17 protein-coding genes are annotated in these 20,111 nt (G+C 68.0%); 10 read left to right on the forward strand and 7 right to left on the reverse strand.

Going from position 1 to position 20,111, the window contains the following annotated elements; genetic code table 11:
- Positions 1-385: 385 nt before the first annotated feature.
- The 3 genes from AC5P9F_RS13220 to AC5P9F_RS13230 form a co-directional block, all read right to left on the reverse strand.
- Positions 386-1,006, reverse strand: coding sequence for a thymidine kinase (locus tag AC5P9F_RS13220; RefSeq protein WP_033833540.1), 621 nt, complete (start codon positions 1,004-1,006; stop codon positions 386-388).
- Between the two features lie 9 nt (positions 1,007-1,015).
- Complete coding sequence (locus AC5P9F_RS13225) at positions 1,016-1,585, reverse strand: SEL1-like repeat protein (protein ID WP_111193564.1); 570 nt, start codon at positions 1,583-1,585, stop codon at positions 1,016-1,018.
- A 66-nt stretch (positions 1,586-1,651) separates the two neighbouring features.
- Positions 1,652-2,380 carry an SEL1-like repeat protein gene (locus AC5P9F_RS13230; RefSeq protein WP_111193565.1) on the reverse strand — a complete coding sequence of 243 codons (729 nt, stop codon included), beginning with the start codon at positions 2,378-2,380 and terminating at the stop codon, positions 1,652-1,654.
- A 99-nt stretch (positions 2,381-2,479) separates the two neighbouring features.
- Here AC5P9F_RS13230 and AC5P9F_RS13235 point away from each other — a divergent pair, with 99 nt between their 5' ends.
- The gene (locus AC5P9F_RS13235) at positions 2,480-4,456 is read left to right on the forward strand and encodes a UvrD-helicase domain-containing protein (protein ID WP_012478687.1); all 1,977 of its coding nucleotides are present in this window, start codon (positions 2,480-2,482) and stop codon (positions 4,454-4,456) included.
- A gap of 260 nt (positions 4,457-4,716) precedes the next feature.
- A complete protein-coding gene (locus AC5P9F_RS13240; protein WP_164225522.1) occupies positions 4,717-5,241 on the forward strand; it encodes a GNAT family N-acetyltransferase in 525 nt (174 codons plus the stop codon).
- A gap of 45 nt (positions 5,242-5,286) precedes the next feature.
- On the opposite strand, the gene AC5P9F_RS13245 is transcribed toward AC5P9F_RS13240, so the two are convergent.
- The gene (locus AC5P9F_RS13245) at positions 5,287-5,940 is read right to left on the reverse strand and encodes a YceH family protein (protein ID WP_005411818.1); all 654 of its coding nucleotides are present in this window, start codon (positions 5,938-5,940) and stop codon (positions 5,287-5,289) included.
- Positions 5,941-6,041: 101 nt separating this feature from the next.
- Between AC5P9F_RS13245 and AC5P9F_RS13250 the strand changes: the two genes are divergently transcribed.
- The 4 genes from AC5P9F_RS13250 (at position 6,042) to plsB (ending at position 11,701) form a co-directional block, all read left to right on the forward strand.
- Positions 6,042-6,965 carry a 5'-nucleotidase, lipoprotein e(P4) family gene (locus AC5P9F_RS13250; RefSeq protein WP_021202272.1) on the forward strand — a complete coding sequence of 308 codons (924 nt, stop codon included), beginning with the start codon at positions 6,042-6,044 and terminating at the stop codon, positions 6,963-6,965.
- On the forward strand, positions 6,962-7,687 hold the full coding sequence (gene pyrF, locus AC5P9F_RS13255; protein ID WP_100438155.1) for an orotidine-5'-phosphate decarboxylase: 726 nt from the start codon (positions 6,962-6,964) through the stop codon (positions 7,685-7,687). The genes AC5P9F_RS13250 and pyrF overlap by 4 nt, the downstream gene beginning before the upstream one ends.
- 424 nt (positions 7,688-8,111) lie before the next feature.
- The gene (locus AC5P9F_RS13260) at positions 8,112-9,065 is read left to right on the forward strand and encodes a hypothetical protein (RefSeq protein WP_100438154.1); all 954 of its coding nucleotides are present in this window, start codon (positions 8,112-8,114) and stop codon (positions 9,063-9,065) included.
- On the forward strand, positions 9,065-11,701 hold the full coding sequence (gene plsB, locus AC5P9F_RS13265) for a glycerol-3-phosphate 1-O-acyltransferase PlsB (RefSeq protein WP_099485045.1): 2,637 nt from the start codon (positions 9,065-9,067) through the stop codon (positions 11,699-11,701). Before AC5P9F_RS13260 ends, plsB begins: the two co-directional genes overlap by 1 nt.
- Positions 11,702-11,789: 88 nt before the next feature.
- Here plsB and AC5P9F_RS13270 read toward each other — a convergent pair whose 3' ends face one another.
- Entirely contained in the window at positions 11,790-11,993 is a 204-nt protein-coding gene (locus AC5P9F_RS13270) for a YdcH family protein (protein ID WP_005411823.1), read from the reverse strand.
- A 90-nt stretch (positions 11,994-12,083) separates the two neighbouring features.
- Between AC5P9F_RS13270 and ttcA the strand changes: the two genes are divergently transcribed.
- The 3 genes from ttcA to AC5P9F_RS13285 are packed head-to-tail and all read left to right on the forward strand — an operon-like array spanning position 12,084 to position 14,785.
- Positions 12,084-13,004 carry a tRNA 2-thiocytidine(32) synthetase TtcA gene (gene ttcA / locus AC5P9F_RS13275; RefSeq protein ID WP_171956739.1) on the forward strand — a complete coding sequence of 307 codons (921 nt, stop codon included), beginning with the start codon at positions 12,084-12,086 and terminating at the stop codon, positions 13,002-13,004.
- A 36-nt stretch (positions 13,005-13,040) separates the two neighbouring features.
- The gene (locus AC5P9F_RS13280; RefSeq protein WP_005411825.1) at positions 13,041-13,946 is read left to right on the forward strand and encodes a recombination-associated protein RdgC; all 906 of its coding nucleotides are present in this window, start codon (positions 13,041-13,043) and stop codon (positions 13,944-13,946) included.
- A 59-nt stretch (positions 13,947-14,005) separates the two neighbouring features.
- Positions 14,006-14,785 (forward strand): M48 family metallopeptidase, encoded by a 780-nt coding sequence (locus tag AC5P9F_RS13285; RefSeq protein WP_111174130.1) that lies wholly within the window; start codon positions 14,006-14,008, stop codon positions 14,783-14,785.
- A gap of 411 nt (positions 14,786-15,196) precedes the next feature.
- On the opposite strand, the gene AC5P9F_RS13290 is transcribed toward AC5P9F_RS13285, so the two are convergent.
- Positions 15,197-16,063, reverse strand: coding sequence for a methylglyoxal synthase (locus tag AC5P9F_RS13290; protein WP_049449746.1), 867 nt, complete (start codon positions 16,061-16,063; stop codon positions 15,197-15,199).
- A gap of 167 nt (positions 16,064-16,230) precedes the next feature.
- On the opposite strand from AC5P9F_RS13290, the gene AC5P9F_RS13295 reads away from it, so the two are divergent.
- Positions 16,231-18,639: an ATP-binding protein gene (locus AC5P9F_RS13295; RefSeq protein ID WP_495231981.1), complete on the forward strand. Its 2,409-nt coding sequence runs from the start codon at positions 16,231-16,233 to the stop codon at positions 18,637-18,639.
- On the opposite strand, the gene AC5P9F_RS13300 is transcribed toward AC5P9F_RS13295, so the two are convergent.
- Entirely contained in the window at positions 18,625-20,070 is a 1,446-nt protein-coding gene (locus tag AC5P9F_RS13300; protein WP_012478696.1) for an FAD-dependent oxidoreductase, read from the reverse strand. The two genes, AC5P9F_RS13295 and AC5P9F_RS13300, sit on opposite strands and share 15 nt — an antisense overlap.
- Between the last annotated feature and the right edge of the window lie 41 nt (positions 20,071-20,111).

Here is a 20,111-nt window from a genome sequence, read left to right on the forward strand (position 1 = left end):
GGACACTCCCGCCACCGGACCCACCCCGCCTTCGACAGACCTCCGCGATCTGTCGGAGCACGGGGTCGGATCCCGTTGCTGCGCAACGGGCTCTGACCCAGATGAATTTCGATAGATGAATTTCGATATCTGACAGATGTGCCGACCAACGGTCGGCACCCACCAACAGCTGCGGGGATCTGTCAGAGGTGGGGCGGTGTCGGAGTGCGGGGTGTCAGCCGCATGGATGCGGCTGCCAAGCTTACAGGGACGTACTTGCAGCGTCCCCGCAGTCCGACACCGCCCCGCCATCCCACGCAATGCCAGCTCTAGCTGTTGCTGTTGCCGGCCAGCGGCCGGCACTACCGCGGGTGCAGGGCTGCAAGCCCTGCAAAAGAACACCGCTCTACAGCGGCAGGGGCGCCTGCGCCGGATCGATCCGCCCCTCACCGCGGGTGATCTTCTTGAACTCGGCACGGCTGACCGACACGTAGCGGTCGTTGCCACCGATCTCCACCTGCGGGCCGTCCTGCACCGCGTGCCCATGCTCGTCCACGCGCACGGTCATCGTCGCCTTCTTGCCGCTGTGGCAGATGGTCTTGATTTCCTGCATCTCGTCGGCCCAGGCCAGCAGGTACTGGCTGCCCTCGAACAGCTCGCCGCGGAAATCGGTGCGCAGGCCGTAGCACAGCACCGGAATGCGCAGCTGGTCGACCACCTCGCTGAGCTGCCAGACCTGGGCGCGCGTGAGGAACTGCGCTTCATCCACCAGCACGCAGCCCATCGGGCCGTTGGCGGCCAGGTCCTGTTCGACCCAGTGCTGCAGGTCGGTGTCACGGTCGAAGGCCATGCCGTCCGCACGCAGGCCGATACGCGAGGCCACCACGCCGGCGCCGGCACGATCATCCAGGCGCGGGGTCAGGATCGCCACCCGCATGCCGCGTTCGCGGTAGTTGTGCGCGCTCTGCAGCAGGGTCGTGGTCTTGCCGGCGTTCATCGCCGAATAGTAGAAATAGAGCTTGGCCATCGGCCAATTCTAGTCGTCCACCGCCTTGTCGTCGCGGACCGCGTCCGGCCGTCCTATCTCGACGCTGGGGGTCAGCGCGGGGCGCCAGTAGTTGTCCTGCAGGCACCAGTAGTCGGCGGCGCGCCAGTAGTCGTTGTCGTAGACGATGCTGCCCGGCGTCACGATGCCCTGCTCGTTGCCGCGGCGCTGGACGACGATCAGGCCGGAGCTCACGTACCCGAGGCGGCTGCCGGTGATCTGCTGGCGACCGTCCCTGAGGGCGCGCTCCATGCGAGGCTTGGCCACGCGGTCGCCATAGTCGGCATAGACCTGCTGGCCGCGCTCGATCGCCTGTGCCTGCTGCAGTGCGTCCAGGCGTGCCCAGTAGTGCTCCCGCAGCACCAGGAAGTCGTGATACATGCGCTCGGCGGCCAGGTCCATCCAGATGTAGGCCATCACCGGATCGGCCCGGGTACCGACGCCCTCCTGGTACAGCCGCGCCACCATGGCCTGGGAGAACTTGTCGGCGTAGCGCGCCGAACGCTTGTAGTAGTCCAGCGCCCTGGCGGGCTGTCTGTCCCGTTCGGCCCGCTGGGCCATGCTGCGCCAGAACAGGTCCGGATGGGCATCGAAGAAGCCTCCGGTCAGGACGGTTGGCGGGAAACGTCAGCGCCCCGCGCCTCCCACGGGGCTGAGTGGGCCGACCTCGACGCTGCGGCCGCGGAACTCCTGTTCCCAGATGCGGTCCTGCATGCACCAGTACGCTGCAGGGTCCCAGTACGCATCCCGATAATAGTCATCGCCGCGGGTCGGCCAGCCGGCTTCGGGGCCGTCGGACAGCTCCACCTGCAGCATCGAGCTGACCCAGCCGGTACGGCTGCCGGTCATGCGGCTGCGGTCCACGCGCATGGCAGCCTCCATGCGCGGCTTGGCCGTGGCATCGCCGTAGGCCGCATACAGCGCCGTTCCTTCGGCGAGCACCCGTTGCCGCTGCGCGGCATCCAGGCGGTTCCAGTAGCGCTCGCGCTCCAGCAGCAGGTCGCGGTAGCCGCGTTCGGCGGCCAGGTCCATCCAGATGTAGGCCAGCACCGGATCAGGGGCGGTACCCGTGCCTTCCTGGTACATGCGCGCGACCAGCGACTGCGACAGCTTGTCGGCGTGCGCGGCCGCCCGCTTGAAACGCACCAGCGCATGATCGGGCCGGCCCTGGCGCCACGACTGCAGGCCCAGCTCGCGCCAGTGCAGGTCAGGATGAGCCTGCAGGAAGCCCGGGGTCATCAGCGCCGACCGCAACGATGCGCCAGCATCGGGCGCGCAGTCCGCACTGCGGGCAGCCAACGGCGCCAGCAGCAACAGCAGGGTGCCCAGCAGGGCGGCAAAGGCGGTCGGGCGCATGCACCTGGCTCCAGTGCTCCGGTGGCGAATCAATAGCTTAGGAACGGCGTGCATGCAAGTCAGGTCCGCCCGCTGCGGCCCCGCTACAATCCCATTCCCATGCACGGTCTCAATCCCCCTCAAGCCGCCGCCGTCCTGCATATCGAAGGTCCGTTGCTGGTGCTCGCCGGCGCGGGCAGCGGCAAGACGCGCGTGATCGTGGAAAAGATCGCCCACCTGATCGGCAGCGGCCGCTATCCGGCACGCCGCATCGCAGCGATTACCTTCACCAACAAGTCGGCCAAGGAAATGCGCGAGCGTGTGGCCAAGCGCCTGCGCGAGCAGGACGCCGACGAGGTGACCATCTGCACCTTCCATGCGCTGGGCCTGAAGTTCCTGCAGATCGAACACGCGGCCGTGGGCCTGAAGCGTGGCTTCTCGATCTTCGATGCCGATGATGCCGCTGCGCAGATCAAGGACCTGATGTACGGGGCCAAGCCCGACGACATCGAGGACATGAAGAACCTGGTGTCGCGCGCCAAGAACGCCGGCCTGTCGCCCGAGCAGGCGATGGCCGCCGCGCGCAGCAACCGCGAGAAGGAAGCGGCCAGCGTCTATGAGCGCTACCAGTTGCGCCTGACGGCGTTCAACGCGGTGGACTTCGATGACCTGATCCGTTTGCCGGTGCAGATCCTGGAGGAAAATCCGGAGATCGCGCTGGCCTGGCGCGAGCGCATCGGCTACCTGCTGGTGGACGAATGCCAGGATACCAACGACGCGCAGTACCGCCTGCTCAAGCAGCTGGCCGGTGACAAGGGCAACTTCACCTGCGTGGGTGACGATGACCAGTCGATCTACGCCTGGCGCGGTGCCAACCCGGAAAACCTGCAGCAGATGGGGCGCGACTACCCTGCGCTGGAAATCATCAAGCTGGAGCAGAACTACCGCTGCTCCAACCGCGTGCTGCGCGCGGCCAACGCGCTGATCGCCAACAACCCGCATGAGCACCTGAAGAAGCTGTGGAGCGACCAGGCCGACGGCGAACGCATCCGCGTGTGGGAGTGCCGCAACAGCGAGCACGAGGCGGAAAAGGTCGCGGCCGAGATCGCCTTCGTGGCGCAGTCGCGCAACGTGCCATGGAGTGATTTCTGCATCCTGTTCCGCGGCAACTTCCAGTCGCGCCCGCTGGAAAAGGCGATGCAGCTGCTGCGCATCCCTTACCACCTGACCGGCGGCACCATGTTCCTGGAGCGTCAGGAAGTGAAGGACACGCTGGCCTGGCTGCGGCTGCTGGTGAATCCGGACGACGACACCGCGTTCATGCGGGCGGTGCAGTCGCCCAAGCGCGACGTCGGTGCCGGCACGCTGGCCAGGCTGGCCGAGCTGGCGCAGGAAAAGGACATGCCGATGGCACAGGCTGCCGAGGCGATCGGTGCCCTGCAGCAACTGCCGCCGCGCGCAGCCAACAGCCTGGCGCGCTTCACCGACATCCTGCGCGACCTGCGCGCGCAGATGCGTCAGGTCACCTCGGGCGACATGATCCGCAAGGTCGCCAAGGAATCGGGCCTGCTCAGCGAACTGCGCCAGCAGGCCAAGGAAGAGGCCAGCTACCAGCGCCGCGCCAACAACATCGAGGAGCTGGCGCAGTGGTTCGAGGGCGGCCCGCGCGGCGCCACTGCCGCTGACCTGGCCGGCCAGCTGGCGCTGCTGTCACGCAGCGACAAGGACGAGGGTGGCAACCAGGTGCGCATGATGACCATGCACGCCTCCAAGGGCCTGGAATTCCCGTACGTGTTCATCGTGGGCTGCGAGGATGGCGTGCTGCCCCACCAGGTCAGCCTGGACGAGGGCAACCTGCAGGAAGAGCGGCGGCTGCTGTACGTGGGCATCACCCGCGCCAAGATCCAGCTGTGGATGAGTTACAGCAAGCTGACGCGCAAGTTCGGTGAGCATGTGCGGCTGAAGCCGAGCCGGTTCTTCGATGAGATCCCGGCCGAGGAGATCCAGCGTGATGGCGCTGATCCGGTGGCCGATGCGGCGCGCAAGAAGGAACGGGCGAGTGCGGGGTTGGCGGCGATCGAGGCGTTGTTCGACTAGGGCGCTCCAACGGCGCCGCCCCTCCGTGGTGGAGCACGCGTTGGTTCCGCAGTGTGGCCGATCGGGGTGGGTTCGCGGGGGACGCCGTGAACCCGTCCCTGGGGGCTTAGCCGCGCCATCCATGGCGCGGATACTCCCGCGAACCCACCCCGATCGGCCTCTGACAGATGCCGGGCGCTTCCTTCCACGGCAATGCAAAGAAAATCAAAAGCAGCAGCCGGGGTTGAGGCAGAATCGGGGTTTCGGCTGGAGGTCCACCTGTGCAACCGATCGAGAGTGAACGCCTGCGCCTGCGTGCGATTGAACCTGACCGCGATGCGGCGCCGATGCTGGCGCTGTTGAATGATCCGGGCTTCGTGCGCTTCATTGGCGACCGCAATGTGCGCAGTGAGGAGCAGGCGCGGGACTACATCGCGCTGCGTGTGCTGCACAGCTATGCGTTGAATGGCTTTGGCATGTATGCCATCGAGCGGTTGTCCGATGGTGCCTGGCTGGGCAATGCCGGACTGGTACGGCGCGATGGGCTGCCGGGTCCGGACATCGGCTATGCGGTGCTGTCGGAATTCGCCGGGCAGGGCTATGCCGGTGAGGCGGCGCGGGCAGTGTTCGCGCATGCGCGCGCTGGGCTGGGCCTGCACGATCTGTATGGCATCACCGATCTGGACAACGTGGTGTCCGGGAAGATCCTGCTGGGGTTGGGCATGCAGGAGCGGGGGGTGATCCAGCTGCCGGGCGTGGACAGCCCGAGCCGGTTGTTTGCCACGCCGGGTGCGGCGCAGGTCTGACCCCTGATGTTGGTAGGTGCCGACCAACGGTCGGCACCCACCCCCTCAGCCGCGCAGTTCGGCCAGCTGCGCCTGCAGCTCGGCCACGGCCGCTTCCAGCTGGGCCACGCGCTCGGCCAGGCCCGGGTCGGCTGCATCGCTGCTGCCACCGCCGCTGCTGGCGTACCTGGCCGCCAGCGCCGCACCGTCCACTTCACCGCACAGCAGGTGCATGTAGCGGTCTTCGCGCTGGCCACTGGCGCGCGGCAGCACCACCAGCAGCGCGCGCTGCTGCAGGCGCTCGATGGCGTGGCGGGCTTCATCGGCGTCGGCGAAGCGGTGCAGGCGCTCGCTGCGCGTGATCAGTTCGCCCAGCGTCTGCGGCCCACGCAGCAGCAGCAGCGCCAGCAGCACGGTCTGCTGCCGGGTCAGGTCCAGCGCGGCCTGCAGGCGGTGCTCGTAGCGGTCCGCGCGCGAGGAGAAGTGCTGGCGGGCCAGGCCCAACGCCTCCAGCTGCCGCAGCGCGTGCTGCACGCTGCCGGCATCGATGTTCATCACCGGCTCGCGGGCAGTCTTCTGGTTGGCAGCCGACTGGGCGGCATTGACCGTCAGTGGATAGGTGTCCGGCGTGGTCGCCTCCTTTTCCACCAGGCAGCCCAGCAGGCGGGCCTGCACGGCGTCGAGCAGGGGGACGTCGGGGGTCTGGACGGAATCGGTCATGGCGGCCTCCGGAAGGGCAACGGGTCAACCGCCAAGCATAGCCGTCCCGGGGCCGCCTTTGCCGGTAAAATGCGCCGGTATATCTGATTGCCGGTGAATCCATGCGTCGTCCCGTTTCCCTGTCCCTGACCCTGCTCGCCACTGCGGCGCTGGGCCTGTCCGCCTGCAAGCGCGTGGATGCGCCTGCTGCCGAAGCCGCTGCCCCGGAGGCCCCGGCCGCCGCTGCCAAGGCTGATGGCGCGCTTGATGCGACCGCCAACGACAATCTCAACGCCGTGCTGTGGATGCAGCGCGCGCAGGAGTACAAGGCAATCACCGAGCAGACCTACCGTGCCGCCGCCGACCACCTGGACGCCGCGCTGAAGGAAGCGCACTGGGATGCGCTGGTGCCGGAGGAACGCGGCAACGAGGCCAAGGGCCTGAAGCCGGCCGTGGTGCTGGACGTGGATGAGACCGTGCTGGACAACTCGCCCTACCAGGCGCGCCTGGTGCGCGACGGCAAGGAATACGACGAGCTGAGCTGGGACCAGTGGGTGGCCGAAAAGAAGGCCAAGGCCATTCCGGGCGTGGTCGATTTCGCCAAGGCCGCCAACGCCAAGGGCGTAACCCTGCTGTACATCTCCAACCGCGCCGTGCACCTGAAGGACGCGACCCTGGCCAACCTGCGCGAGCAGGGCCTGCCGGTGGCCGATGACAGCGTGTTCCTGGGCCTGGGCACCGTGGTCGAAGGCTGCGAGCAGGCCGGCAGCGAGAAGAACTGCCGCCGCCGCCTGGCCGGGCAGAAGTACCGCGTGCTGATGCAGTTCGGCGACCAGCTGGGCGACTTCGTGGAAGTGACCGCCAACACCAACGAAGGCCGTGACGCCCTGCTGCAGCAGTACCACGACTGGTTCGGCGAGCGCTGGTGGATGCTGCCGAACCCGACCTACGGCGGTTTCGAGCCGGCGCAGTTCAACAATGACTACAGCCAGTCGCGCCAGGCCCGCCACGACGCCAAGCGCGCTGCCCTGGACTACGCGCCGTGAGCCGCGCGCCGCTGCCGCTGCGCGATGACGAGCGCCTGATCTTCGCGCTGGACGTGCCTGATCGCGCGCAGGCGTTGGAGTGGGTCGACCGCCTCGGCGACAGCGTGGCGTTCTACAAGATCGGCATGGAACTGCTGGCGTCGGGCGAGTACTTCCAGGTGCTGGACGAGCTGGCCCGCCGCGACAAGCGCGTGTTCGTCGACCTGAAGTTCTTCGATATCCCGGCCACTGCCGCGGCGGTGATCAAGCGCCTGTCGCAGTGGCCGGTCAGCTACGCCACCATCCACGGCTGGCACCCGGCGATGATGGAAGCCTGCGCCGCCGCCAACAGCAGCGACATGCGCCTGCTGGCGGTGACCGTGCTGACCTCGATGGGCCGCCCGGACCTGGCGCAGATGGGCATCGACCGTGAACCGGTGGACGTAGTGGTCGAACGCGCGCTGGCCGCGCAGGCGGCCGGTATCGATGGCGTGATCGCCTCGGGCCAGGAAGCCGACCCGATCCGCGCCGCTACCGGCGCCGGGTTCTCGATCGTCTGCCCGGGCATCCGCCCCGGTGGCCCGGTCGGCGATGACCAGAAGCGCACCGTTGGCGTGGCCCAGGCCTTTGCCGATGGCGCCGATGCCATCGTGGTTGGTCGCCCGATCCGCCTGGCCACCGATCCGCAGGCCGCGGCCCGGGCCATCCAGCAGGAAATCGCGTCGGCGCTGGCTGCGCGCTGAGATTCCGTTGCGCAGGCTGCAGGCCCGAACGCCATCCCGGCCCGCGCGGGATGGCGTTTCTGCATCCGTCCACCGAGCGGTTGTGCCCGAATCGCCACAAAACCTGCCGTAGATTTCATGGCCTCCATGCCAGGCATCAGGACAATCAATAAAATCAATAGTTTAGGCCGAACTACGTGAAGTGTTGCCTTAACTTGAGCGGCAGCGTAGGATCGCCGCCATCTGGTCCTCGGACCGGACATGTGCCACAACACTGTCCACCGGCCCTGCGCCGGTTTGAAGAGCCTGTGATCCCCGTGATCCCGGCTCTTTTTTTATTCCCATCAGTGACTTGCACAAGCAACAGCGGAAACCGTGACGTCCCGGCTTGCCGCTGTCACGTCACAGGCCGCAAGATGCGGACCGGTCCGGGGAGTCCGAGTGCATGAGCGTGGCAGTGCGAGCAAGGTCTGCGCGTGGATGGGGGCTGGCAGCCATGCTGCTGCTGGCCGTGGCGGCGTGTCGTGAATCGGCCCAGGACCCGGCCAAGCCGGCGGCCGAGCCGGTCGCGGCGGTGCAGGCCATGGCGCTGCGCCTGGCCGAGGACGATCTGGTCGGCTATGCAAAGCTGTCGGTACCGCCCAGCCAGTACCAGCGCCTGCAACAGGCCTGGACCGAAGGCCACAGCCAGTGGCCGCTGACCGAACTGCCGCTGGGTGACCAGCTGCTGCCGATGCTGGCCGCACTGCGCAAGCCCAATGCCAGCGCCGAACTGCAGCGCAGCTTCGATCGCCAGCTGGCCGGACAGGCCGGCGCGGTTCGCCAGGCCGCGCAATCGATGGGCAACTTCGGTGTGCAGTACCTGCGCCACCAGAAGGGCTATACGCCTGGCCAACAGGCGCATTACATCGCCCTGGTCGAAACCCTGGCCAGCTGGGCGCAGGGTGCCCCGATCAGTGACCGGGCCCGCGCACGCAGCACCATCGCCGCGCTGGTCGGCGCCGCCAACAAGGTCGGTTTCGAGGACGAAGCCGGCCTGCAGGCCGCGGGCATGGAAGGCAGCCTGGCGCAGCTGGCGCCGTTCATCCACACCCTCAAGGCGGTGCTGGGCAGCTACGGGCTGGGCGTGGACGACGCGTTGCGCAGCGTGCGCGGCGAACTGCTGTCAGTGGAGGGTGACAACGCCCTGGTACGCCTGCACTACGACCTAGCCGGTCGCGAGATGAGCCTGCAGCTGCCGCTGAGCCGCCGCGAAGGCCATTGGTACCTGACCCGCACCCTGGCCGATACCGACGCCCTGCTGCGCAAGGCCGATGCGGCCCGCGCCGCTGCGTCGCCGTCACCGGCTGAAGCCCCCGCCGAGGGTGGGGAAGCGGCAACGCCGCCGCCTAAGCCATAATGGCGCCGATGTCGAAACAGAACCCGCTGCCGTTCCCCGGCGAAGAATCCCAGTCGACGCCCGCCGATACGGTGCCGGCGTCCCCCTCGACCGGTACCGGCCCGAACCCGGTACCGCCGCCCGCGCACGCGCGTCCGGCCGGCCGACGCCCACTGTGGGCACGGTTGCTGGGCCGCCTGGTCGAGCCGTGGCTGTCGCTGAAGATCGAGCCGGAAGACCCGGGCCAGTACAACGATGGCCGCCCGGTCATGTACGTGCTGGAAGACTACGGCCTGTCCAACGCGCTGATCCTGGACAAGGCCTGCCGCCAGGCCGGCCTGCCGTCGCCGCTGGTGCCGCTGGCCGGTGACCCGACCGGCCGCAAGCGCGCCTACCTGGCGCTGTCGCGGCGCAGCTCCAGCAACTCGCTGATCCCCGAGCAGCGTGGCGCAAAGACCCACTCCGATTCGCTGGCCAAGGTGCTGCAGGCCCATCGTGTGCGCGATGACCTGGACGTGCACCTGGTGCCGGTGTCGATCTTCGTCGGCCGCGCGCCGGACAAGCAGAGCGGCTGGTTCGCGGTGCTGTTCTCGGAAAACTGGGCGCTGGTCGGCCGCTTCCGCCGCCTGCTGGCGGTGCTGCTCAACGGCCGCAGTACCATCGTCCGCTTCGCGCCGCCGATCTCGCTGCGCAGCACCGTGGACGAAGGCCTGGAGCCGGAGCGCACGGTACGCAAGCTGCAGCGCGTGCTGCGTACGCATTTCCGCCGCATCCGTGAATCGGTGATCGGCCCTGACCTGTCGACGCGGCGCCTGCTGGTGGACCAGGTGCTGGCCGCCGAACCGGTGCGCGAAGCGATCGCCTCGCAGGCCAAGCGCGACAACTCGAAGCCGGCCGATGCCTGGAAGAAGGCACACGCCTACGCCTGGGAAATCGCCGCGGACTATTCCAGCCCGGTGGTGCGCTCGGCCAGCTTCATGCTCAGCCACGTGTGGAACCGCATCTATGCGGGCGTGCTGGTGCACCACCTGGACAAGTTCAAGGCCGCCGCGCCGGGCCACGAAGTGGTCTACGTGCCCAGCCACCGCAGCCACATGGACTACCTGCTGCTGTCCTACCTGCTGTACGACCGTGGCATCGTGCCGCCGCACATCGTGGCCGGCATCAACCTGAACCTGCCGGTGGTCGGTACCCTGCTGCGCAAGGGCGGTGCGTTCTTCATCCGCCGCTCGATCCGTGGCAACGCGCTGTACTCGGCGGTGCTCAGTGAGTACGTCGCGCAGCTGGTGGCCGGCGGCTACTCGCTGGAGTACTTCGTCGAAGGCGGCCGCTCGCGTACCGGCCGACTGCTGCAGCCCAAGGGCGGCATGATCTCGATGACGCTGCGTGCGTTCCTGCGCCAGCCGCGCAAACCGGTGCTGTTCCAGCCCATCTACATCGGCTACGAGAAGCTGATGGAGGGCGGCAGCTACCTGGACGAACTGTCCGGCCGGCCGAAGGAAAAGGAATCGATCTGGTCGCTGCTGTGGGGCATCCCCAAGGTGCTCAAGCAGAACTACGGCCAGGTGGTGGTGAACTTCGGCGAACCGATAGCACTGAACGACGTACTGGCCGAGAAGGCGCCGGAGTGGAAGGGCGAGGCGGTGTCCGAGGACGAAAAACCGGCGTGGCTGTCGACCACGGTGGACACGCTGGCCGAACGCATCCAGGTGCGCATCAACGGCGCTGCCGACGTCAACCCGATCAACCTGCTGGCGCTGGCCCTGCTGTCCACGCCGAAGCACGCGATGGGCGAGGCCGACCTGATCGCGCAGATCGAGCTGTGCAAGACGCTGCTGGTCGAGATGCCGTATTCGGACCGGGTGACGGTGACCCCGCACTCGCCGGAGCGGATCATCGCCCACGCCGAGGAAATCAACGTCCTCACCCGCATCAAGCACCCGCTGGGCGACGTGCTCAGCGTCAGCGGCGATACCGCCGTGCTGCTGAGCTACTTCCGCAACAACGTGCTGCACCTGTTCACCGCCTCGTCGTGGGTGGCCTGCTGCTTCCAGAACAACCGCCGCATGAGCCGTACCGGCCTGGTCCAGCTGGGCCGCACGGTGTACCCGTTCCTGCAGGCCGAGCTGTTCCTGCCGTGGAGCGAGGACGAATTCGCACAGCGCATCGACCAGACCATCAACGTGTTCGTGCGTGAGGGCCTGCTGCAGAACGTCAATGACGACGACGGCGGCATCCTGGCGCGCAACACCGGGCAGACCGACGAGGTGTTCCGCCTGCGTGCGATCGGCCACTCGCTGCAGCAGGCCTTCGAGCGCTACTACATCGCCATTTCGGTGCTGGTGAAGAACGGCCCGGGCGTGCTGGGCGCGGCCGAGCTGGAAAGCCTGTGCCAGCAGGCGGCGCAGCGTCTGAGCCTGCTCTATGCACCGGCCGCGCCGGAGTTCTTCGACCGCACCCTGTTCCGCGGCTTCATCCAGAAGCTGCGCGAACTGCGCCTGGTGTGGCCGGACGAGAACAGCAAGCTGCTGTTCGACGAGCGCCTGGATGCCTGGGCCAAGGACGCCAAGTTCATCCTTGGCCGCGAACTGCGCCACACCATCGAACGGGTCAGCCCGGAAGCGGCACGCCCGGACGAGCCGGCGCCGCAGGATTGAAGGCAGCGCCGGGCCATGCGGTGGGTGTGGACCTTGGTCCACACCTCCCAGCCGTGCCAACCAGGGTTGGCACCCACCAGGACGGTCCTTAGGCCGGTTCGTCGGGAATCTGCAGGCTTTCCAGCCTGGCAATGCAGTCCTTCAACTGCAGCTTGCGCCGCTTCAGGCGCTTGGATTCCAGCTCGTCCTCGCCGTTGGCGGCCATGCGGGTGATCTGTTCATCCAGCAGGCGGTGCTCGGCGCGCAGGGCGGCGAGGCGTTCGACAATCTCGGCGGGGTCGTAGGTATCCACGGCTTCGAGGATACACAGCGATGATGACCGCCGGGAGAGGGGAATCCCGACCCCCGGCCGTGGCCGCTCCGAGCCGTTAGAATGGAGCCCATGAGTGCCGTGATTTCCCTCCCCGATCCCCAGCCGCGCGCCGCCCGCGATCCGCGCGTGGCCGAGCGCGAGCAGCACAAGCTGGCCAAGCGCCTGCGCCGCCAGGTCGGCGAGGCGATTGCCGACTTCGGCATGATCGAGGCCGGCGACAAGGTGATGGTCTGCCTGTCCGGCGGCAAGGACAGCTACACCCTGCTGGACGTGCTGCTGCAGCTGCAGAAGAAGGCGCCGGTGCCGTTCGAGCTGGTGGCGGTGAACCTGGACCAGAAGCAGCCGGACTTCCCCGAGCACGTGCTGCCGGAGTACCTGGCCGGGCTGGGCGTGCCGTACCACATCATCGAGCAGGACACCTATTCGGTGGTCAGCCGGGTCATCCCGGAAGGCAAGACCATGTGTTCGCTGTGCTCGCGCCTGCGTCGTGGCGCGCTGTACAACTACGCCGAGACCCACGGCTTCACCAAGATCGCGCTGGGCCACCACCGCGACGACATGGTGGCCACGTTCTTCATGAACCTGTTCCACCACGCCAAGCTGTCGGGCATGCCGCCGAAGCTGCGCAGCGATGACGGCAAGCATGTGGTGATCCGGCCGCTGGCCTACGTGCGCGAGAGCGACATCGTCGACTACGCGCAGGCACGCCAGTTCCCGATCATTCCCTGCAACCTGTGCGGCAGCCAGGAGAACCTGCAGCGCCGCCAGGTCGGCCTGATGCTGAAGCAGTGGGAGAAGGACCACCCGGGCCGCATCGAGCAGATCGCGCGCGCCATGGGCGAAGTCCGGCCCTCGCAGCTGGCCGACACCACCCTGTTCGACTTCATGGCGCTGGGCCGTCGCGACGACGCGCCGCTGCCCGACGCCCATGCCTGGCTGGCCGGTTCCCCGGCCGACGCCGACGCAGATCCCGAGACGCCCACCGTTTAAGGTCGGTCGCCCTTCCTCTTTGCCATCCGGAATTCCATGTTCTTTCGCAACCTGACGTTCTTCCGTTTCCCGACCACCACCGATTTTTCCGAAGTCGACACGCTGCTGCCGCACGCCCTGCTGAAGCCGGTCGGCGCACTGGAAATGAATTCGCGCGGCTTCATCTCGCCGTTCGGCCGCGAGGAGAAGGAACTGCTCTCCCACCGCATCGCCGAACACCTGTGGCTGACCGTGGGCGGCGAGGACAAGATCCTGCCGGCGGCGGTGGTCAACGACCTGCTCGAGCGCAAGCTGGAGGAGATCGAGGAGAAGGAAGGCCGCCGCCCGGGTGGCCGCGAACGCAAGCGGATGAAGGACGACCTGCTGCATGAACTGCTGCCGCGCGCCTTCGTGAAGTCCTCGCGCAACGACGCCTTCATCGACCTGCAGCACGGCTACGTCGCGGTGGATACCTCCAGCCGCAAGACCGGCGAGTACTTCATGTCCGACATCCGCGGCCTGCTCGGCAGCTTCCCGGCGATGCCGCTGAACGCCGAAGTCGCGCCGCGTTCGATCCTGACCGGCTGGATCGCCGGCGAGCCGCTGCCGACCGGGCTGAGCCTGGGCGAAGAGTGCGAGATGAAGGACCCGGTGGAAGGCGGCGCGGTGGTCAAGTGCCAGCACCAGGAACTGCGCTGCGATGAGATCGACAAGCACCTGGATGCCGGCAAGCAGGTGACCAAGCTGGCGCTGATCTTCGAGGACAACCTGTCCTTCGTCATCGGCGACGACCTGATCGTGCGCAAGCTGAAGTTCCTCGACGGTGCCCTGGACCAGCTGGAGCATGCCGACGAAGACGGCCGCCGCGCCGAGTTCGACGCCCGCTTCGCCCTGCAGAGCGCCGAGATCCGCCGTCTGTTCCTGTTGCTGGAAGAAGCCTTCAAGCTCAGCAAGGCTGACTGAACAGGCAGCCCGACGGCCGCCGGTCATCCGGCGGCCCGAAGCGGCGCTATGCTGGGCGCATGAGCCGTCTGCTGCGCCGCCTGATCAGCCCGACCCCGCCCGCCACCGTACAGCGCGACACCGTTCGCCTGCGCCTGGAGGATGCCGAGATCGAGGTACTGCGCGTGCGCGATCCGCGTGCGCGCCGCATCAAGCTGAGCGTGGACGAACGCGGCGCGCGCCTGACCCTGCCGCCGCGCGCAAGCCTGGTGATGGGCGAACGCTTCCTGGAACAGCACCGCGACTGGCTGGCACTGCAGCTGCGCCAGTACCAGGGCCAGCGCCTGCCGGCACCGCTGCAGCCGGGCGAAGACGGCGTGCTGCCCCTGCGCGGCGAACTGTTGCCGCTGCGCTGGCAGGAAGGCCGCTACGCGCGCCTGGAGATCGACGCGCATGGTGCCTGCGTGCAGTGGCCGACACGTGGTGGTGACGCCACCCTGCGTCGCCTGCTGCGCGAGTTCTACGAAGCACAGACCCGCGCCGACGTCGGCCGCTGGCTGCCGAAGTACCTGCCCACACTGCCGCGCGCACCCAGCCGCCTGCGATTGAAGGTGATGTCCTCGCAATGGGGCTCGCTCGCCCCCGATGGCAGCATGGCACTGGACCTGGCCCTCGTGCTCGGTCGTTCGGAAGCGTTCGAGTACGTGCTGGTGCACGAGCTCTGCCACCTGATTCAGCCCAACCACTCGCCCGCGTTCTGGCACGAAGTGGAACAACGCTTCCCCGCCTGGCGCGAACAGCGCGACTACTTCCAGCTGGAAGGCCGCCGACTGAAGGCGATGCTGCGGCAACTGCTGTAGCGCCAGCGCTACAGCAGTTGCCCACGTATTCTTCCTCTACCCCCGCCTTCGGCGCGCCCCTTCAACAGAAGGGGCTTTCCTCCAGAGAGTGGGCCGGTCAGTCGGGCAGGCTCGACGCTGCACAGGGTCTGCGCAGAGGATGAGCATTCCCCGCCCTGGCAACGCGCCATGAGCGCGCGCAGCGCGCGACCCGCGCCTGCTCTTCTTTCTTTCTTCCGTGGTGGGCACACCGGAATCTGTCCGTGGCCGGGCGGGGTGGGTTGCGCAGGGGCGTGAGCCGCATGGATGCGGCGACCGAGCTTACAAGGACGTACTTGCAGCGACCCCTGCGCAATCCACCCCGCCCGGCCAAGCACGGCTTTGCCCTCGGATACCACCCACCACGAGGGGCTCAGCCGTTGGCCGAAATCCTCACCTCGCCCGCAACGCCGCCGCCGCCGCCCAGCGCGCCGCCACCCGCGGCGCCGTAATGCACACCGCCTGGTCGGTCACCGTCGTCACCGCGCGCTCCAGCAGCTGGATATCCGCCTCATGCTGGCGCGCCACGTGCGGATCCTCGAAGAAGATCGCGCGCTGGCAGCGCCCTTCCAGTACCCGGTCGGCAATCTGCGCATCGCCGCCCATCGGGCCGCTCTGGTAGCGCGTCACCCAGGGCGTATCGCTGGGCCAGCCACGGCTCCACGCCAGCTCGTTCAAGCGCTGGCCGGTGGTTCCGGTTGCCACCCGCTCACCGAACCGCGCCAGCACATCGAAGTGCTCATCGGCGAAGGCCAGCATCGCCGGCTTCATCGCGTCGTGCGCGATCAGCGCCAGCGTCTGTCCTTCGAACGCATGCAGGTCGTCGGCGCCAGCATCGGCAGCCAGTCCGGCATGGATGCGTTCCACCTCGATCCAGTCGCGCGCGGTGGCCACGGTGGAAATGAAAGGCTTGCCGTGGATCACGCACTGCCGCTTCAGCGCCGTGGCTTCCGGAAACACCGAGGATGGATCGACCGGATCGATCAGGTAGACCGCGCCATCCAGTGTCCGATCCGGCCCCATGCCAACCACCTCGGCCACCAGCTTCATCAAGCCACCCTCGCGACCATAGGGGTAGCGATGCAGGCCCGCGTATCCGGTCAGGAAGCCCTGACGCTGTATCGCGTCATGGGTGCGGCCGACTGCGTGCAGCGACACGCCCAGCTCGCGCAGGCCGGGTTCGCTGACGCGCAGCCAGCGGAACAGGGCGGCGCGCGCGTCGTGGTGATGGAGACGGTTGGCAGCCAGGCCGATGCGCATCGAATGCTCCGCAGATACGGGTGAAAGCGGCAGTGTATGTCGCCATTCACCTATCTTGGTGTTTTTACAACTTTCTTCATTGCGCTTCGTCCACGCGCCGCTAGCGTAAGAGGCAGCGGTACCGCTGCGCGGCCGTTCATTCCGCCCGCCAGAAGAGGATGCCCATCGTGAACGCCGCTGGCCTGCGTGCCGCCACCGCGGTCGTGGCCGGCCTGCTGTTGCCTGCCCTGGCCGCCGCTGCGGATTGCAGGACGCCGCTGCGCATTGCCTGGCCCGCCGACCGCGCGCCGTTGTCCTCCAGCGAGCAGGGCCAGCCGCGCGGGCTCAGCGCGCAGTACCTGAAGCTGCTGGGCGCGCAGCGACCACTGCAGATGCAGCCATTGCCAACCGCCGCCATCGCCGAGGGAACGGTGCCGCCCGACGTCCAGGCGCTGCTGGGCTGGTCGCGCTCGCAGTTGCCGACGGGGTGGGTGGCCAGTGCGCCCTACGTGCAGCTGCCACAGGTCATTGTGCGGCGCCGGGATGCATCGCCGGTGCTGGGCCTGGAGGCGTTGCGCGGAGGCACCGTGGCCAGTCCCGACCCGCTGTCGCTGGTCGGGGCGCTGACGGAACAGGCGTCTGGCGTGCAGCTGTTGCCCCCCGCCCCCATCGACGACGCCCTGTCACTGCTGGGCACGGGCCTGGTCGATGCCGTGGTCGCCAATCTTGGAGAGGTCGAGGCCGCGTTGCGCCACTATCAGGGCGAGCCGCTGGTAATCGCTGCGCCCGCCGGAATCGACGACGCGCCGGTGCTGGCCACCGTGCCCGCCTGCGCCGACGTCATCCCGGTGTTCGAGCGGGCCGTGTCGCAGCTGACCGCGAACGAACGCGAGGCGATCCGCACGGCCTGGCTGCCGAACCAGCCGCGACACCCGCCCTCTGCGTCCCCCATGCGCTGGCTGGTGCCGGCCTCGCTGACCCTGCTGGCGCTCATGCTGGTGTACGCCTTCGGCTACTGGCGCGTGCATCGCGAGAGCGAGCGTCGCCGCGTGGCTGCGCAACGCCTGCAGGAGGTGACCTCGAACCTGCCAGCGGTGGTCTATCAGGTGCGTCGCTCTGCCACCGGCCACTACAGCTTTCCCCAGATCGCAGGCGACGTGCAGGCGTTGTTCGGAATCAGCGTGGAAACCGCCCTGATCGATCATCAGCGCCTGCTGGCAGCGGTTCATCCCGACGATCGCTCGCGGCTGATGGACACCGTCGACGCCGCTGCCCTGGCGCGGGGCCCGATCGATGTCACCTTCCGCACGCGCTCGCCACAAGGCTGGCGCTGGGTCCACTCGCATGGACGGCCGCTGTCCCTGGACAGCGGCGACGTCGAGTGGAGTGGCTACTGGATCGACGTAAGCGGAGTGCAGGCGCGCACCCATGCGCTGGCCGAGGCGCGCCGTGCGGCCGAGCAGGCAGCGCTGGCCAAGGCCCACTTCCTAGCGACCATGAGCCACGAGATCCGCACGCCGATGAGCACCCTGCTGGGCATGCTCGAGCGGTTGGAGGGCAGCGATCTGGATCATCGCCAGCAACAGGTGCTGGTGACCGTGGGTGATGCTGCCCAGATGCTGCGGCAGATCCTGGACGACGTGCTGCACAGCCAACGGCTGCAGGCACTGCCGCCGCAGCTGCGACCCACGAGCGTGGCGGCACTGGTGCGCGCGGTGCAGCAGTTGCTGATGCCGGTGGCGGCCAGCCGGGGCCTGCATCTGCGTATCCAACTTGATCCGGAATTGCAGGCCGGATCGCTGGCCGACGGCCTGCGCCTGCGCCAGATCCTGTTCAACCTTGCCGGCAACGCGCTCAAGTTCACCGAGCATGGCGGCGTGGATCTGCAGGTGCAGGTGCTGCAGCAGCACGATCGCGGCCAACGTCTTCGCCTGCAGGTCAGTGACAGCGGGGTGGGCATCAGCCCGGAACGGCAACAGGCGGTGTTCGCTGCCTACACCCAGGCCGAGGCATCGACAACGCGCCGTTTCGGCGGCAGCGGCCTGGGCCTGGCGATCTGCCGTGAACTGGCTGCATCGATGGAAGCAGAACTGTGCCTGCGCAGCGCGCCAGGCAAGGGCACCACCGTGTGGCTGGAACTGGATCTGGACGCCTGTGAGTTGCCTGCCGAGGCATTGCCGCTTCCGGCAGAGGCGGCGCGGCCACTGTCGTCGGCCCGGGTGCTGGTAGCTGAAGATCACCCCACCAACCTGCACCTGCTGGAGCAGCGCCTGCATGATCTGGGTCTGCAGGTGCACGCCTGCACCGATGGTCGCCAGGCCTTCGAGGCCTGGCAGGCGCGGGCGTTCGACCTGGTCATCACCGACTGCCACATGCCGCACATGGATGGCTTTGCCTTGGCACGGGCCATCCGCGCCGACGCCTGCGCGGTTCGCGCGCAGGTCCCGATCATCGCGCTCACGGCCAGCGCGCTGGGTCGCACCCGCGAGGCCTGCCGCGAAGCGGGCATCGATCATTTCCTGGCCAAGCCGGTGGCGGCGCAGGAACTGCGGGGCTTGCTGGCCGTGCTGCTGGCGCCGGAATCAATGCGCCAGTAGGCGGATGATGCTGGCGGCGGCGTCGCGGCCTTCGGCCACGGCGGTCACCACCAGGTCGGCGCCACGCACTGCGTCACCGCCGGCGAACAGGCGCGGGTGCGCGGTCTGGAATGGCAGGCGGTCCTTGCCGCCAGCCACGATGCGGCCGTTGGACCGGCCTTCCACGCCGTGCTCGGCCAGCCACGCCGGCACGGTTGGCGAGAAGCCGAAGGCGATGATCACCACGTCGGCCTCCAGCAGCGATTCGCTGCCTTCGATCGGCACCGCATTCTGGCGGCCATTGGCATCGGGCTCACCCAGCCGGGTTTCGACCACGGTCACGCCGATCACCTCATCGTCGGCGCCGGCTTCGATCGACAGCGGCTGGCGGTTGAACAGGAAGCGCACGCCTTCCTCGCGCGCATTGGCCACTTCGCGCGCGCTGCCGGGCATGTTGGCTTCGTCGCGGCGGTAGGCACAGGTGACCTTGGCCGCGCCCAGCCGCACCGCGCTGCGCACGCAGTCCATGCCGGTATCACCGCCGCCCAGCACCACCACGCGCTTGCCGTTGAGGTCGGGCAGGGCGATGCTGTCTTCCCAGCCGGCAATCGGCCGGCCCTTCGGATCATCGCCGCCGACGATGCGGCTGTTCTGCACCAGGAACGGCAGTGCCGGCAGCACGCCCTTCAGGTCCTGGCCGTCGAGGCCACCGTCGGTATAGCGGTAGGCGCCGGTACCGACGAACACCGCATCGTGGCTGTCCAGCAGCTGCTGCACGCTGAGGTCACGGCCGATCTCCACACCGAGGCGGAACTGCACGCCCATGCCCTCGAGCACTTCGCGGCGGCGGTGGATCACATCCTTGTCCAGCTTGAAGCTGGGAATGCCGAACTGCAGCAGGCCGCCGATCTGCTCATAGCGGTCGTAGACCACGGCGGCAATGCCGGCGCGCGCCAGACGGTCGGCACAGGCCAGCCCGGCCGGGCCGGCGCCGATCACAGCCACGCTGCGGCCGGTCGGCTGCACCGCGCCCAGGTCCGGGCGCCAGCCCGTGGCCAGCGCGGTATCAACGATGTACTTCTCGACCGCGCCGATGGTGACCGCACCGAACTCTTCCAGCGTGCAGCTGCCCTCGCACAGCCGGTCCTGCGGGCAGACCCGGCCGCACACTTCCGGCAGCGGGTTGGTGCTGTGGCACAGCGTGGCCGCTTCGTGGATGCGGTTTTCCTGCACCAGCTGCAGCCACTGTGGAATGGCGTTGTGCACCGGGCACTTCCAGCTGCAGTAGGGGTTGCCGCAGTCCAGGCAGCGACCGGCTTGGTACTGGGCATCTTCCTTACCGAACTTGCCGTACAACTCACCCCAGTCGCCGGACGTGCGCAGTTCCACCGGAATGCGCTGCGGCATGGTGCGGGGCAGGTCGAGGAACTGGAAGGCGTGCTTGCGGCTCATGGCGGGCTCTGTGGTGTTTTGCGGTCGCCGGCCAGCGGCCG

The organism is Stenotrophomonas sp. YJH_SMC_4, assembly GCF_059371575.1.